The organism is Methylorubrum extorquens, from assembly GCF_024169925.1.
Lineage (GTDB): Bacteria > Pseudomonadota > Alphaproteobacteria > Rhizobiales > Beijerinckiaceae > Methylobacterium > Methylobacterium extorquens_A.
The window spans coordinates 4284252-4298174 of record NZ_JALJXF010000001.1 but is presented as its reverse complement, the minus strand read 5'-3'; the positions used below and the strand labels follow the sequence as shown (position 1 = coordinate 4298174).

Genomic DNA, 13923 nt, shown 5'->3' with positions numbered 1-13923 from the left:
TCCCTTCTAGACAGGCCGGAAGCATCAGTTCGAAACTGAAGCCCGCTCCTGGCCTCCGCCACGATCCGTTCAGCCCCGGCGCCTGAAAGCTTCTCCTCCGATGACCCGCCCGACCCGTGCGCCGGTGCGCTTGGCCGCCCTGGTGGCGCTGACCCTCGCCGTCCCGCCGCTCCAAATCGTCCCCGTCAAGGCCGAGCCGGCGGCACCGGCCAGTCCGGCGACCTCCGCGCCCTCTCTGGAGAAGGACAAGCTCGCGGCCGCTGCCCCGAAGGGCTATCTCAGCGAGGAGGCGACGCCGAACCTCGTGGCGATCCTGCCTCCGCCCCCCGCGGGCCACTCGGCGGCGGAGGCGGCGGACCGGGCGGTCTACAACGCGACCCGGGCCTTCCAGGGCAGCCCGCGCTGGGCGCTCGCCACCAACGACGTCGCCGATGGCGGCGCCGCGCTTCTCGAGGACTATGCCTGCGTCCTCGGCCAGCGCATCGACCAGGGGCGCGTGCCCGACCTGATGCGGCTCCTCGACCGGGCCCGCATCGACATCGCCCGCGCCACCCGTGTGGCCAAGCGGCGCTACCGCCGTCTGCGCCCCTTCGTCGGCAACGATCTGCCGATTTGCGTCGCCCGCACGGCCGAGCTCGCCGACAGCTTCAGCTATCCCTCCGGCCATTCCGGCCAGGGCTGGGCCTACGGGATGATCATGGCGAACCTGATGCCGGAGAAGGCGACGCAGTTCCTAGTGCGGAGCCGGCTCTACGGCGAGAGCCGCGTGGTGTGCGGCGTCCACTGGCTCAGCGATGTCGAGGCCGCCCGCACCGGCGCCTCGGCGCTGGTCGCCGTGCTGCTCGCCGATCCCGAGTTCCGCACCGATCTGGAGCGCGCCCGGGCCGACCTCAAACGCGCGCTGAGCGGGGAGGGGGCAAAGCCTGACCCCACGCTATGTGCCCGCGAGGATGCGGCGGCGCGCCAGCCCTTGCTTTGAAGAAGCCGGGATAGGCCTGGACCCACCGCCTCACCGCTTCCAGACGCCGAGCCGCTCGGTGCGGGCGTGATCCTCGGCCGCCGCGAGATCCGGCGTCGCCTCGGATGAGGCGCGACCGCCGCCGTTGAACAGCACCACCTCGGAGAGGTCGCGGCCCTCCACGGTGCAGATATGCGCGCTGCTGCCGGGCGCGGGCTGGCAGGTCACCGAGCGCTTGCGGAGATACTTATTTAGCTCGTCGGACTGGCCGCCGCGGACCCACTCGACGCCGAACAGGCGCACGACCTTGCCGCCGACGCGCAGCGTCGCCGTGTCGATCACCTCCGGCACGCCGACGATGGCGTTGGCGCCCTTGCGCGGCGCCTCCGGCTCGGGCGGACGCTCGGCCGTGGTCCCCGGCGCGTCCGCGGGTGGTGCATCGGGGGCCGGCTCCTCCGCCGCCGGGACGCGCTCCGAGGCCGGCGGCGATCCGGTGGGCGTCGTCTGCGGGGCCGGGGTTTCGGCGATCTGCTGGACGGGGCGATCGGCTTCCTCTGTATCACGTCCGCTCAGGGAGAGCGCCGCGACGAGGCCTGCGCCCGCCAAGGCGCCGAACGCCATCAGCAGAACCGGCCGGCGGCTACCCGCAGCGAAGGCATCCTCCGCGAGGTCGCGCATCCGGTTCGCCGTCTGGCGGGGCTGAATCCCGCCGGCCACGCGCCGCCAGCCGTCTCCGACGCGGGCGCGCGCACCGGCAAGGCGCTCCGCCGCGTTCGGCGAGGACGCGGCCGGATCGAGGGAGGCGCCGACCGGTGCGGGCCGCGGGCGGGCCTTCAGTCGCTCGGCGAGGCGGCTGCGCCAGCCTTCGACGGTCTCGCTCGCGGCGCTCGCGAGCGCCCGGCTGCGCTCGGCGGAGCTGTTCGCCAGGGAGCGCGCCAGCGCCGACTGCGTCTCCACGAAGCGGGCGCCCGCGGCCCGCACGTCGGCGATGGTGTCGCGGGCGGGTTCTGGCTCCGGTTCGGGGGCAGGGGGGAGAAACAGCGGTGCGTGCTGCTCCCGAAGTTCCTCGACGAGGTCGTGAAGGGTCAGCGGCACGCCGGCACCCGCCTCGCCCCGCAGGCGCACTGTGCCGGTGCGATCGACGATCCGGTAGCCGGGCACCCCGTCGGCGGGCAAGACGAAGCCTTCGGCGATCAGGGCCAGCGTCCGGCGTGCCACCGGTCGCGCGCCGCGCCGGTCGAGCTCGGCCAGGATCAGCGCGCGGATCCGGCGGTCGTCCTCGGAGACCGGCGCCTCCGGCGGGGCCGCCGTCTCGTCCTTGCTCCGGCCTGCGGCCTTTGCCGATCCCTTCACGCGTGCGATGCCCTGTTCTCGTTCGTCGCCGGGGCGCCCCTCACGGCGGCGCCCGTCGGCTGCTTCTACAACATGGACCGGCCGGAGTATCCGGTCGATGCGGCGGCTGATCCCGCAGGATGACCGCCCAAGGCGAGCATCCTGATTTCCCGTCCGGCCTCAACCGCCTGCGCCCGCCTCCGCAGGCTTATGCTTCCCGCTCGCTCGATGCTTTCCGAGGCTCACGCCCCAAAGAGCACGCTCTTCGCGCCGGCAAGCCGCTTCCGGCGATGGATTCCGATCGTCAGGCCCCCGCCCGGCTCAGGACGCGGCTCGACTCCGACACGATGACCGGTGCGCCTCCGGCAAAGCTCACCGTCAGCGTGAGTTCGGCCACCCCCTGCGAACGCGCGCCGCGGGCCGGGCTGACCGCCGTGAAATCGTGGACGATGCGCACGAGGCAGGTGGCGCTGGGTCCGTCGCAGGCGATCCGCGGCTCCCCGTGCGGCTCGTAGCGCCGCTCGGGCCAGCGCCGCGCGAAGCGCCGCTTCTCAGGCAGGAGCGCGTTGGTGGTCATGACACGGCCGTGGAAGCGCACCGAGCTGCCGTAGAAGCGGGGCGCGGCGGACAGCATCGCGCCGTTGGGCGCCGACACGCTGTCGAGATAGCCGAAACTCAGGCGACGCGCCGCCACGGCCCAATCGGAGAAGCGCGGATCCGGCTCGGCGCGGGCCAGGTTCGCGGCGGGCGGCGGGGCAGGGCGGTGCATCCGGGCGCTGTGGGCGTGCCCCTCGTCGCGTGCGCGCTCGCGGATCGCGGCTCGGCGGGCGCGGCGCATCTCGGCGGCGCGGGTGCGGTCCTGGCGGTGCATCTCCCGCTGGGCGGGGGCGGCGGCCCGGCGCGAACGGGTCCCGGATTCCGGTTCGGCCTCGAAACGGGGGGCGGATTTGGCCGCCGGCTTCGTCCGCTCGCCGCCGGCAGGGGCGGCGTCGGATTTGGCGGGTGGGTCGATCCAGTTCGATCCCTGCTGGGCCAGGGCGCCTCCCGTCGCGCAGGCCGAGGAGAGGAGAAGGGTCAGAAACAGGACGGGGCGCATGACGGGACCGATCGGGCGAGCAGGCCTGAAGGTGCCTCGCGGAAGGCCGGGTCACCGGCGGCGCTCACCTCGGAAGGGTGACGGCGGCCGGCACTCCGCGGAAGGCGGTCGGTGAGAGGGAACGCGTGACGGCACCGCTACGGTTCCACGCCTTTCCGCCACCGGCTGAGTGCCTACACCGAGTCGGGCGCCCGTGCGACCGGTGCCTTCACCGGAAGGCCTGTTACCCCCGCTGTCCAAGCTTCCCTGGTCACGGCCCCTGGTGCCGGGCCAGCGCCAAGTGCCCTCGTACGCGCCCTTTCTCCGGGCCCTTGCCATCGCGCGGGAAGTGCCCACCTTGAGCATGGCGATCCCGGCTCGTCCTGCGCGCGAATGCAGCAGGCCGAGCGCGCTTGGTGCCAAGCATCGGGCGGGGCCGCCGAGGACGGGTCCGGGCCCCTCCGACGGTCGAGGCGTCGACCGTGATGTCGGATTTTTCACCGCTGGCGCGAACGCGGCGCGTGAAGCGTGCGAGGATATTCCTGTGCCGGCCATGTTGGTTTTCCTGTTCCGGCCCCATGCGAGCGGAGCGGCGGCTTGAGCGCGACCTCGGAGACCGGGAAGCGCCGCGCGCTTCTTCTCGTGAACGCCAAGGCTCGCAGCGGGTCCGCGTCGCTGGATGCGATCCGCACGATCCTGCGCGAGGGGGGGCTCGACCTCGTCGAGCCGGAGGACAGCGCCGATTGCAAGGAGGTGATCGGGCGGCATGCGTCCTCCGTCGATCTGGTGATCCTCGGGGGCGGCGACGGCACCATGAACGCGGCCGCACCCGCCCTGGTCGAGACGGGGCTGCCCTTCGGCATCCTGCCGCTCGGCACCGCCAACGATCTCGCCCGCTCCCTTGGCCTGCCCCTCGAGCCGGAGCCGGCCGCCCGCTTGATCCCCACGGCGCCGGAGAAGGCGATCGACCTCGGTTGGGTCAACGGGCACCTTTATTTCAACGTGGCGAGCGTCGGCTTTTCCGCAGATCTCGCCAGCGAGCTGACGGCGGAGGCCAAGAAGACCTGGGGCACGGTGGGCTATGCCATCGCCGCCTTCCGGCTTCTGCGCCGCGCCCGTCCCTTCACCGTGACGATCGAGCATGACGGCCGCACCGAGAAGGTCACGACCATCCAGGCTTCGGTCGGCAACGGGCGCCATTACGGCGGTGGCATGACCGTGCAGGAGGACGCCACCGTCGATGACGGACGGCTCGATTTCTACAGCCTGGAGGTCGCCCATTGGTGGCGGCTGATCGCGCTGCTGCCGGCCCTGCGCCGCGGGACCCACGGCAAGGCAGCGGATGTGCGTGCGTTCGAGACCACGGAGCTGATGCTGAAGACCCGCAAGCCGCGGGCGGTCAACACCGACGGTGAGTTGACGACCTGGACGCCGGCCCATTTCAAGGTGATGCCGAAGGCGGTGCGCGTTCTCGCGCCGCCGGACGCCGCGCCCGTCGCCACGAGCCGGTTCCCTCTTCCCTTCTGAACCCTCGGATCCGCCCGTGGACAGCCTGCTTCACCTCGCCGCCGACCCCACCGCCTGGGCGGCGCTGGCGACCCTCGTGGTGATGGAGGTCGTCCTCGGCATCGACAACCTGATCTTCATTTCGATCGTCACGAACAAGCTGCCCGAGGCCGAGCGGAGCCGGGCGCGGCGCCTGGGCATCGGCCTCGCCCTGATCCTGCGGCTGGCGCTGCTCGGCACGGTGGCCTGGATCGTCCACCTGACCGAGCCGGTCTTCGCGGTGCTGGGCAAGAGTTTCTCCTGGCGCGATCTCATCCTCATTGCGGGCGGCCTGTTCCTGCTGTGGAAGGCGACCAAGGAGATTCACCACAGCGTCGATCCGAGCCCGGAGGAGAAGCCCGGCAGCCGGGCAGCGCTCACCTTCGGCTCGGCCATCGGCCAGATTCTGGTGCTCGACCTCGTCTTCTCGATCGATTCGATCATCACCGCCGTCGGCATGACCGAGCACGTGCCGATCATGGTCATCGCCGTCGTCGCCGCCGTGACCGTGATGCTGATCGCCGCCGACCCGCTGTCGCGCTTCATCGCCGCCAACCCCACCGTGGTGATGCTGGCGCTCGGCTTCCTCATCATGATCGGCATGACGCTGCTCGCCGAAGGTTTCGGGGCGCATGTGCCGAAGGGCTACATCTACACCGCCATGGCGTTCTCGGCCGGTGTGGAGGGCCTCAACATGGTGGCCCGCCGCCGCAGGCGGGCGAAGACGCCAATGGGTGGCGCCTGAAGCCCGGCAGTTTTCCCGTGAAAACTGCCAGGAGATGCTGGGACGTCATACGGCCTCCGCTCCCGAGGCCGTGCCCGCTCGGATGGCGAGTTTCTCGGGGGGATGCGATCGATCCGAGAGAACTGGTCAACGGACGGTAAGGCATGAAAGCCGATCCCCGGCTGACCCGGCCCATGGGGTAAGGATCCGTTCACGCCGAAACGCTCATTTCGGCAGCATGACCTGAACCCAGGCGACTGCCCTCATGCGCTTCCTCCTCGCACCGGCCCTGCTCGCAGCCGCGTGCGGATCCTCCGTTGCGGCGGCGCCCTCGCCGTTTCGCGCGGCCCTCGCGGCGGCCGGCGGCTGCGGCGTGCACCGCGCCCTCGCGGAGGAGAGGCTCGGCCGGCTCGGTGCCGCCACGGCCCATGCCGTGCCGCAGGGTGAGGCCGACCTGTTCGGCAAGCCGGCCGGACAGTGGACCGAGGACGAGATTCGCGACGCCGTTTCCACCTTCGCGGCCTGCGAGACCCAGTCGGGGTTGGCCCGCACCGGAATGAGCGAGCGCCTCGCCCGCGACCTGCGCGGCCTGGAGACGGCCCTGCGCCGCGCCATCGTCGTTGGACATACCCGCGCGCCCGTCGAGGCGAGCGAGGAAGGGGCACCGCACGGGGTCGGGGGGGCTTCGAGTGGGACCTCCCGGCTTCGGCAGGGCTCGGCCTTCATCCCCGCCCTACGGAGCGGCGTAGCGCAGGTGGAAGTGCCACGCGCGCTTGCCGCGATGCCCGCCGCCTCCCCCGATGCGCGGGATGATGCACCACCCGTTCGAGCTTGGCAGGCGCAGCCCTCGGCCGCCGACGCGGCGGGCGAGCCGCCCCGCCTCGCCACGGCGTCGGTCGCCGCGCACCGGCCGCCGACGGAGCGGACCCAGTGCCCGGTCAGCCTCGGCACCTTCGATCTGCTCCAGGCCGAGATGCGTCTGGCCGAGGCCGAGGGCCTGCTCGGTTGCCGCGGCACCCTCGACGCCACCGCGACCCTACCCGGGCTCGGTACCTTCGAGACCTATCTCTGGTCGGACCGCGGCAGCGGCGGAACCGTCACACTGATCTTTCAGAATAAGCGCCTGCGCTCGAAGGCGCAGCGTGGCCTCGGCGCGGAAGCCGGGCGCGGCTGAGCGCGGAGCCGCTCTTCGAAACTTCAGCTGATCCTGAGGTGCCGCGGAGCGGCCGCGAAGGAGGCCTCCGCTCCAGAGCCTCACGATGAGGGGGGTGAACCGGATAGGCGGCTTTCCCCGCGCTGCCTGAGCAGGGGGCAGACCCCCTCACATTTCGAGAAGCCGGGCAGGCCGTGCCGCAGGCAGCAGAGCCGGCGGCGTGGCGCCTCAAGGCCCGCCAGCGCATCGGCACGCATCAGGGTGAGCGCCCCGCAGGCTTCGCGCGGCCAGCGCAGGGATTGTCGCGCCTCGGTCACCTCGCCGGTCCGCTCCGGATTCTCCCGCGCGATCGTCTTGAGCGTCCAGAACAGATGCCCCCCGGCATTCTCCCACAGCAGCCGCGTCGAGAGCCCCGTCTCGGCTCGCAGCGCCTGGATCACGGGTGCGAGGCACTCGGCGAGCAGCCGATCGACTTGAACGGGAAGCGAGGCGGGCCGCGCCCGTTCCGAAGCGAGATGGACCGTCGCTGGCAGCCCGGTCTCCGGCGCGAGACTAACCGCGTCGAGGGGGAGCACCATGCCGAGCCGCGCGCCCGCCGCCAGCGTCGGCGCGACCAGCGCCGCGAACAGGTAGGCGCTCCACAGCGAGGCCACCGCCCTGCGCTCGCCCCCGGACTGGACATCCGCGAAGCGGGCGACCCCGTCGCCGATCGCATCGCTGCGCGCGAGTTCCGACAGCGCACAGGCCCGAGGGGCAGGATCGCGTCGCAGCCGACCGGCGAAGGGGGCGAAGGCCCCGCTCAGGGCGCCGTCGAGGGATGTCTGGACGATGAGGGTCAGGGCGGGATCTGCCTCACCAGCGGTAGATCAGGCTCGCGAAGAACTTCCGGGGCTGGCCGCGGTGGCAGAGCCCCGCCTGGCAAGTGAAATAGCGGTGGTCGAACGCGTTGTTCACGTTGACCTGAAGTCGCAGGCGCTTCAGCCGCGGATTGGCCTTGACGAAGTCGGAGGCTGCGACCGCATCGAGCAGGGTGACGGTTGAGCGGCGGAAGCTGCCCAGCACCTCGTTGGTCGGGCTGGCGATCAGGACGTGGGCGACCGGGCCCGTGGCGAAGCGGGTCTCGAGCGGGTTGTCGAGCGAGAGCGTGTCGAGGGCGTTGGTGATGCGGCCGGCGGTCTGGAGATCTGGGTTGATCGTGTCGGTCCGGGTGTCTCTCAGGTCGCGGAAGACGTTGTAATTGTAGGGGTTCTTCCGGAATACGACATCCGGGCCGAAGCGGTGTTCGAAGGCGCGGCCGATGCAGTACTGTCGGGTGGTGAGATCCTGGAACGCGGGATCGCCCGAGAACGGGTTCGTCTTCTGGAAGCGCGGATCGGCGAAGTTCGAGAAGAGCGAGCCGTGACCCGGCACGGTGTTGTCGAGATTTCGGCGAGAGGCTTTTCTCAGCCGGCGCGGACCTCCCGAGAGGGCCGCGCCGATGCGGATCGGTTCAGCGCAACAGGTTGGTCTTGGCCAGATCGAGGATTGCGTCGCCGCGCCCGTTCATCACTGCCTGGAGTGCGTAGAGGCTGAAACCCTTCACCTGCTCGGCCTGGAGCTTGGGCGGCATCGCCAGTTCCTGGCGGTTCGTCACCACGTCGAGGAGAGCCGGACCGGGATGGGACAGCACGTCCTGAATGGCACCTTCCAGATCGCCCGGATCCTCGACCCGGCGGGCGTGGATGCCGATGGCACGGGCCATGGCGGCGAAATCCGGGTTTTCGAGCGTAACGCCGGTTTCGAGATAGCCTGCGGCCTTCATCTCCAGCTCGACGAAGCCGAGGGTGCCGTTGTTGTAGATCACGACCTTCACCGGCAGCCGCTCCTGCGTCAGCGTGAGGACGTCGCCCATCAGCATGGTGAAGCCGCCATCGCCCGACAGCGAGATCACCTGCCGGCCAGGGCTCGCCGCCTGGATGCCGATGGCGTGCGGCAGGGCGTTCGCCATCGAGCCGTGCGCCCAGGAGCCGATCAGGCGCCGTCCCGCCGTCATGGCGAGGTAGCGCGCGGCCCAGACGGTCGGCGTGCCGACATCGGCCGTGAACACCGCGTTGTCGGTCGCCGCCTCGCTGAGGAGCCGGGTGAGGTATTGCGGGTGGATCGGCTTGCGCCCCGGTTTGCCGGTGGCGAGGTCGTCGAGGTCTTCGCGCGCCTTGGCGTAGTGCTTGAGACTGGTCTCCAGATGGCGCCCGCTGTCGTTGCCGGTCAGCCGCGGCAGAAGCGCGTCGATGGTGGCGGCGACATCGCCGACGAGACCGAGTTCGAGCCGGCAGCGCTTGCCGAGATTCTCCGGACGCAGATCGACCTGCGCGATCTTGGCGTGCTCAGGGTAGAACTGGCGGTAAGGGAAGTCGGTGCCGAGCATCAGCAGGGTCTCGCAGGCTTCCATCGCCGCGTAGCCCGAACTGAACCCGATCAGACCGGTCATGCCGACATCGTAGGGATTGTCGTGCTCGACATGCTCCTTGCCGCCGAGCGCGTGGACGATCGGGCTCTTGAGACGCTCGGCCAGCCGCATCAGCGGGGCGTGCGCCCCGGCGCAGCCGCGCCCGCACAGAAGCGTGATCTTCTTGGACCCGTTGAGGAGATCCGCCAAGCGGTCGAGTTCATCCGCGGGCGGTACGGTGACCGGCGCGCGGGGGCGCAGCGTTGCGGGCGCGGACAGGGCGCGCTTGGGCGCCTCCTTCAGGGCGACAGTGCCAGGGATGACCACCACGGCGACGCCGCGTTGGCCGACCGCCGAGCGGATCGCCGCCTCAAGGACGTTGGGCAGCTGTGCCGGGTCGGAGACCGTCTCGCAGAAATGGCTGCAATCGCGGAACAACTCCTCGGGCCGCGTCGCCTGGAAGTAGTTGAGGCCGATCTCGCTCGACGGGATATGCGCGGCGATCGCCAGGACCGGGGTGCGCGTGCGGTGAGCGTCGAACAGGCCGTTGATGAGGTGGAGGTTGCCCGGTCCGCAGGAGCCGGCACAGACCGCGAGTTCGCCCGTGATCTGCGCCTCGCCGGCGGCGGCGAAGGCGGCGACCTCCTCGTGGCGGACATGGACCCAATCAATGACGCCGCGGGCGCGGATCGCCTCGGTGATCCCGTTCAGGCTGTCGCCGACGAGGCCGTAGACGCGGCGCACGCCCGCCTGCTGGAGCGTCTCGACCACGAGATCCGATACGTTGCGGGTTGCCATGCGCCGTCTCCGAACAGGACCGCCCGAGAAGGCGGTGACGGCGGGCCAACGTCAAACGCAAGCGAAGGTTCGATGGATCGAAGATTTTGTAATGACTGCACAATTTCGCATGCCGAGTGCATCGTCTCCGGCAGGATCGTCACTTCGCCGACCTGTGGCCGGGCCGGATCGATGACGGCCTTTCTGCCGTTCAGGCTGCTTCGTGCCCGAGCGATCCCATTGCGCGATAGGCTCTGACAAAAAAAGGGGGCCAGCCGATCGTGCCGGCGGGCCCCCTTGGCAAAATGCCTCGGCGAGGTGTTTCGCCTTATGTGTTCATCGAGTCGAAGAAGTCGCTGTTGCTCTTGGTCTGGCGCAGCTTGTCCATGAGGAACTCGATCGCGTCGGTGACGCCCATCGGGTTGAGGATGCGGCGGAGCACATAGGTCTTCTTGAGCGAATCCGGCGGCACCAGCAGCTCTTCCTTACGGGTGCCGGAGCGGGTGATGTCGATGGCCGGGAAGATGCGCTTGTCCGAGACCTTGCGGTCGAGAATGATCTCGGAATTGCCGGTGCCCTTGAACTCCTCGAAGATCACCTCGTCCATGCGCGAGCCGGTATCGATCAGCGCGGTCGCGATGATGGAGAGCGAGCCGCCCTCCTCGATGTTGCGGGCCGCACCGAAGAAGCGCTTGGGCCGCTGCAGGGCGTTGGCATCGACGCCGCCGGTCAGCACCTTGCCCGACGACGGCACGACCGTGTTGTAGGCGCGGCCGAGGCGGGTGATGGAATCGAGGAGGATCACCACGTCGCGGCCGTGCTCGACCAAGCGCTTGGCCTTCTCGATCACCATTTCGGCGACCTGCACGTGGCGGGTGGCCGGCTCGTCGAAGGTCGAGGCGATGACCTCGCCCTTCACCGAGCGGATCATGTCGGTCACCTCTTCCGGGCGCTCGTCGATGAGCAGCACGATGAGGTAGCATTCCGGGTGGTTGATCGTGATCGACTGCGCGATGTTCTGCATCAGCACGGTCTTGCCGGTGCGCGGCGGAGCGACGATCAGCGCGCGCTGGCCCTTGCCGATCGGCGAGACGATGTCGATGATCCGCGGGCTGAAGTCCTTCTTGGGCGGGTTGTCGAGTTCGAGCTTGAAGCGCTGCGTCGGGAACAGCGGCGTCAGGTTGTCGAAGTGGACCTTGTGCTTGATCTTCTCCGGGTTCTCGAAGTTGATCGTGTTGACCTTGAGCAGCGCGAAGTAGCGCTCGCCGTCCTTGGGGCCGCGGATCGGGCCCTCGACGGTGTCGCCGGTGCGCAGGCCGAAGCGGCGGATCTGGGTCGGCGAGATGTAGATGTCGTCCGGACCCGGCAGGTAGTTCGAATCGTGCGAGCGCAGGAAGCCGAACCCGTCCTGAAGCACCTCGACCGTGCCGGCGCCGATGATCTCGGTCTCGTTGGCCGCGAGCTGCTTGAGGATCGCAAACATCAGCTCTTGCTTGCGCATCGTCGAGGCATTCTCGACATCGAGCTCCTCCGCGAAGGCCGTGAGCTCGGTCGGCGTTTTGGACTTGAGGTCCTGAAGCTTCACCTCCCGCCGAGCGACGAGATCGGCCGGCGCGACGACGGCTTCGGCCGGAGCTTCGACAGGGGAGAGAGCGTCGTTCTGTGACGTCATGTGGGGAGATGCAACCAACGAAGGGCGGGGAGTGGTCGGCCGGTTCGGGAGCAGAGCCGGGCGCCGGGGAAGCGCCCCAGGGTCCGTAGCCGTCGCGGGCGCGCGGCTCGGCCCGCGCATCGGTTCCGCTGGGCCAGAAAGACCTCGGAATGCGACACGGCTGCAATGGGAGAGCATGGCTCAGTAGCGCGTTTCGCCACCCGGCTCAAGACCCCGCCCGCCGATTTCATCTTAGGGTTTGGCGAGCCGGCCTATCGCCGCCGCAGCCTCACGTAGAGGGCGCCGCCTCCGCCGTGATGGCGCGCCGCCTCCTCGAAACCGATCACGAGGCCGCGCAATTCCGGGCCCCGCAGCCAGTGCGGGACGCTGCGGCGGAGCACGCCGCGCTCGGAGAAACCGCCGCGGTCCCGGCCGCCGAAATCCTCGCCGCCCTTGCCGGTCACAACGAGCACGCGGGCATGCCCCGCCGCGCGGGAGCGGAGCAGGAAGCCGACCAGGGCCGCATGCGCCTCCGCCTGATACAGGCCGTGCAGATCGATGCGCGCCTCGATCGTCAGTGTGCCCCGCTCCAGCCCACGCCGCTCCCGCCGCTCCAGGCCCGGCGCCCCTGGGAACGGAGGCGGCGGTGGCGAAGCGGGTGCGGCGCTGGCCCGGGCGATCTCGGGAGCGAGGTCGCCAAGCTTGAGCGGCTTCGACGCGGCCCGCGACAGAGAGAGGGCGGTGGCAGGCTTGAGTGGGACAGGCTTGAGTGGGGTAGGCTTGGCGGGGGGCGCCGGGGGAGGGGAGGCGGATTTCCAGATGGGCTTGGAGGCCGGCTTCGGAGCCGGCTTGGCGACTTTGGCCGCAGACCCGGTGATCGGCGGTGCGGGCTGTTCGGCGCCGGCCGCGGGCCCCTTCTGAGCGGGTTTTTTCGGCTTGGCGCGGCTCCGCAGGGGCGTGATCAGCTTGGCGATCTCGCCCCAGAGATGCGCCTCCTCACGCGAGAGCAGGCGCGAGCGCCGCGGCGGCCGCACGCTCACGGCCGCGCCGCTCCGGCGGCGGCCTCCGGTGCGGCCGCGTCCTTCCCAGCGCTATCCGGGGCGGGTTTCGGGATCAGCACCACGAAGCCCATCCGGTCGTGCAGGTCGCCCGCCGCCCGTCCGGCGGCGGCGCCGGTGCCGACATAGAGGTCGCCGCGCGCCGGGCCGACGATGGCCGAGCCGGTATCGGCGGCGACGACCAGATGCCCGCGGCCGGGCTGGCCCGGCAGCTTGCCTTCCAGCCAGAACGGCAGGCCGTAGCGCCACAGGTTCCCGTCGACGGCCATGCTGCGCCCCGGACTCAGCGGCACGCCCGCGGCGCCGGGCGGCCCGAGGGCGGGGTCGGTCACCGGCTCGGTCCGGAAGAAGATGTAGGACGCGTTCATCCGCATCAGCCGGCGGGCATGGTCGGGGTTGGCCCGCAGCCACGCCGTCCAGCGCTCCAGGCTCAGCCCGTTGATCGGCAGATGGCCCTCGTTGACGAGCAGCTTGCCGATCGAGGTGTAGGGCTGGCCGTTCTTGCCGTCGTAGAGCACCCGCATCCCGCGTCCGTCGGGCAGGCGCACTCGCCCGGACCCCTGCACCTGCAGCACGAAGAGGTCCACGGCGTCGCGCAGCCACAGCAGCGGCCGGGTGCGCTCGCCGAGTGCCCCGTCCTCGATCGCCGCGCGGTCGGGATAGGGGACGAGCCCGGTCTCGGTGCGCCGGCCCGCGCGGTAGATCGGATCGAGCCCCGGCGCCGTCTCGCCGGGGGCGAGGCTGACGAGGTCGTCCGGCCGGGCCAGCACGGGGGCGGTGTAGCCGGGGCCGGGCTCGAGCGACCCGGTGAGTTCCGGCTCGAAATAACCGGTGAGGAAGCCGACCCGGCGCTCAGGCTCCGTTCCAGAGGCCGGGCGGACGATGCGGTAGGCGGAGAACCGCGCCTCGAAGAATGTTTTGGCTTCGTTCGGCTTCACCTCGGCTGCGGCGGCGCAGGCCGCCGCGAGGTCGGCGGGCGAGCCCGTCACGCCCCCGATCTGGGGCGGGTTGGGGCCGGGCCCGGCGCAGGTGCGGCGGAAGGCGTCGAGAGAGGCCGCCCCGTCATCCTCGCGCCAGCCGGGCAGGGCTGCGAGGGGGACCGGCTCCAGCACGGCGCCCGGCACGCGCGGAGGCCCATCCGCGCGTGAGGGTACGGCGGGAATGGAAACGGCCGCAGCGGCGAGGACCGCTGCGGCCGGAAGGGAAACGCGCAAACACGGCATGA

At 70.6% G+C, this 13923-nt stretch carries 12 protein-coding genes; 4 read left to right on the top strand and 8 right to left on the bottom strand.

All coding sequences use genetic code 11. The features are described from left to right. Positions 1–100 precede the first annotated feature (100 nt). Complete coding sequence (locus tag J2W78_RS20080; RefSeq protein WP_253373368.1) at positions 101–979, top strand: acid phosphatase; 879 nt, start codon at positions 101–103, stop codon at positions 977–979. Positions 980–1009: 30 nt separating this feature from the next. Here J2W78_RS20080 and J2W78_RS20075 read toward each other — a convergent pair whose 3' ends face one another. Further along, positions 1010–2311: a thermonuclease family protein gene (locus tag J2W78_RS20075; protein WP_253373367.1), complete on the bottom strand. Its 1302-nt coding sequence runs from the start codon at positions 2309–2311 to the stop codon at positions 1010–1012. A 283-nt stretch (positions 2312–2594) separates the two neighbouring features. After that, complete coding sequence (locus tag J2W78_RS20070; protein ID WP_253373366.1) at positions 2595–3386, bottom strand: hypothetical protein; 792 nt, start codon at positions 3384–3386, stop codon at positions 2595–2597. 576 nt (positions 3387–3962) lie between these two features. Between J2W78_RS20070 and J2W78_RS20065 the strand changes: the two genes are divergently transcribed. The 3 genes from J2W78_RS20065 (at position 3963) to J2W78_RS20055 (ending at position 6808) form a co-directional block, all read left to right on the top strand. Further along, positions 3963–4892 carry a lipid kinase gene (locus J2W78_RS20065; RefSeq protein WP_253373365.1) on the top strand — a complete coding sequence of 310 codons (930 nt, stop codon included), beginning with the start codon at positions 3963–3965 and terminating at the stop codon, positions 4890–4892. A 16-nt stretch (positions 4893–4908) separates the two neighbouring features. Next, entirely contained in the window at positions 4909–5655 is a 747-nt protein-coding gene (locus tag J2W78_RS20060; RefSeq protein WP_253373364.1) for a TerC family protein, read from the top strand. Between the two features lie 244 nt (positions 5656–5899). Beyond that, positions 5900–6808 carry a hypothetical protein gene (locus tag J2W78_RS20055; protein WP_253373363.1) on the top strand — a complete coding sequence of 303 codons (909 nt, stop codon included), beginning with the start codon at positions 5900–5902 and terminating at the stop codon, positions 6806–6808. 80 nt (positions 6809–6888) lie between these two features. Here the strand turns inward: J2W78_RS20055 and fhuF are convergent, their stop codons facing one another. From fhuF to mltA, 6 genes are all read right to left on the bottom strand, one after another. After that, a complete protein-coding gene (gene fhuF / locus J2W78_RS20050) occupies positions 6889–7440 on the bottom strand; it encodes a siderophore-iron reductase FhuF (protein WP_253373362.1) in 552 nt (183 codons plus the stop codon). A 199-nt stretch (positions 7441–7639) separates the two neighbouring features. Further along, complete coding sequence (locus tag J2W78_RS20045) at positions 7640–8197, bottom strand: hypothetical protein (protein ID WP_253373361.1); 558 nt, start codon at positions 8195–8197, stop codon at positions 7640–7642. Between the two features lie 79 nt (positions 8198–8276). Beyond that, the gene (poxB, locus tag J2W78_RS20040) at positions 8277–10010 is read right to left on the bottom strand and encodes a ubiquinone-dependent pyruvate dehydrogenase (protein ID WP_253373360.1); all 1734 of its coding nucleotides are present in this window, start codon (positions 10008–10010) and stop codon (positions 8277–8279) included. A 307-nt stretch (positions 10011–10317) separates the two neighbouring features. Then, complete coding sequence (rho, locus tag J2W78_RS20035; protein ID WP_253373359.1) at positions 10318–11661, bottom strand: transcription termination factor Rho; 1344 nt, start codon at positions 11659–11661, stop codon at positions 10318–10320. A 251-nt stretch (positions 11662–11912) separates the two neighbouring features. Further along, a complete protein-coding gene (locus J2W78_RS20030) occupies positions 11913–12680 on the bottom strand; it encodes a Smr/MutS family protein (RefSeq protein ID WP_253373358.1) in 768 nt (255 codons plus the stop codon). Continuing rightward, the gene (gene mltA / locus J2W78_RS20025) at positions 12677–13921 is read right to left on the bottom strand and encodes a murein transglycosylase A (protein ID WP_253373357.1); all 1245 of its coding nucleotides are present in this window, start codon (positions 13919–13921) and stop codon (positions 12677–12679) included. The genes J2W78_RS20030 and mltA overlap by 4 nt, the downstream gene beginning before the upstream one ends. Positions 13922–13923 lie beyond the last annotated feature (2 nt).

What these genes read in the sequence shown, in the direction of transcription:
- J2W78_RS20080 (WP_253373368.1), top strand. Translation starts at nt 101, where the DNA reads ATGACCCGCCCGACCCGTGCGCCGGTGCGCTTGGCCGCCCTGGTGGCG.
- J2W78_RS20070 (WP_253373366.1), bottom strand. Translation starts at nt 3,386, where the DNA reads ATGCGCCCCGTCCTGTTTCTGACCCTTCTCCTCTCCTCGGCCTGCGCG.
- J2W78_RS20055 (WP_253373363.1), top strand. Translation starts at nt 5,900, where the DNA reads ATGCGCTTCCTCCTCGCACCGGCCCTGCTCGCAGCCGCGTGCGGATCC.
- poxB (WP_253373360.1), bottom strand. Translation starts at nt 10,010, where the DNA reads ATGGCAACCCGCAACGTATCGGATCTCGTGGTCGAGACGCTCCAGCAG.
- rho (WP_253373359.1), bottom strand. Translation starts at nt 11,661, where the DNA reads ATGACGTCACAGAACGACGCTCTCTCCCCTGTCGAAGCTCCGGCCGAA.
- mltA (WP_253373357.1), bottom strand. Translation starts at nt 13,921, where the DNA reads ATGCCGTGTTTGCGCGTTTCCCTTCCGGCCGCAGCGGTCCTCGCCGCT.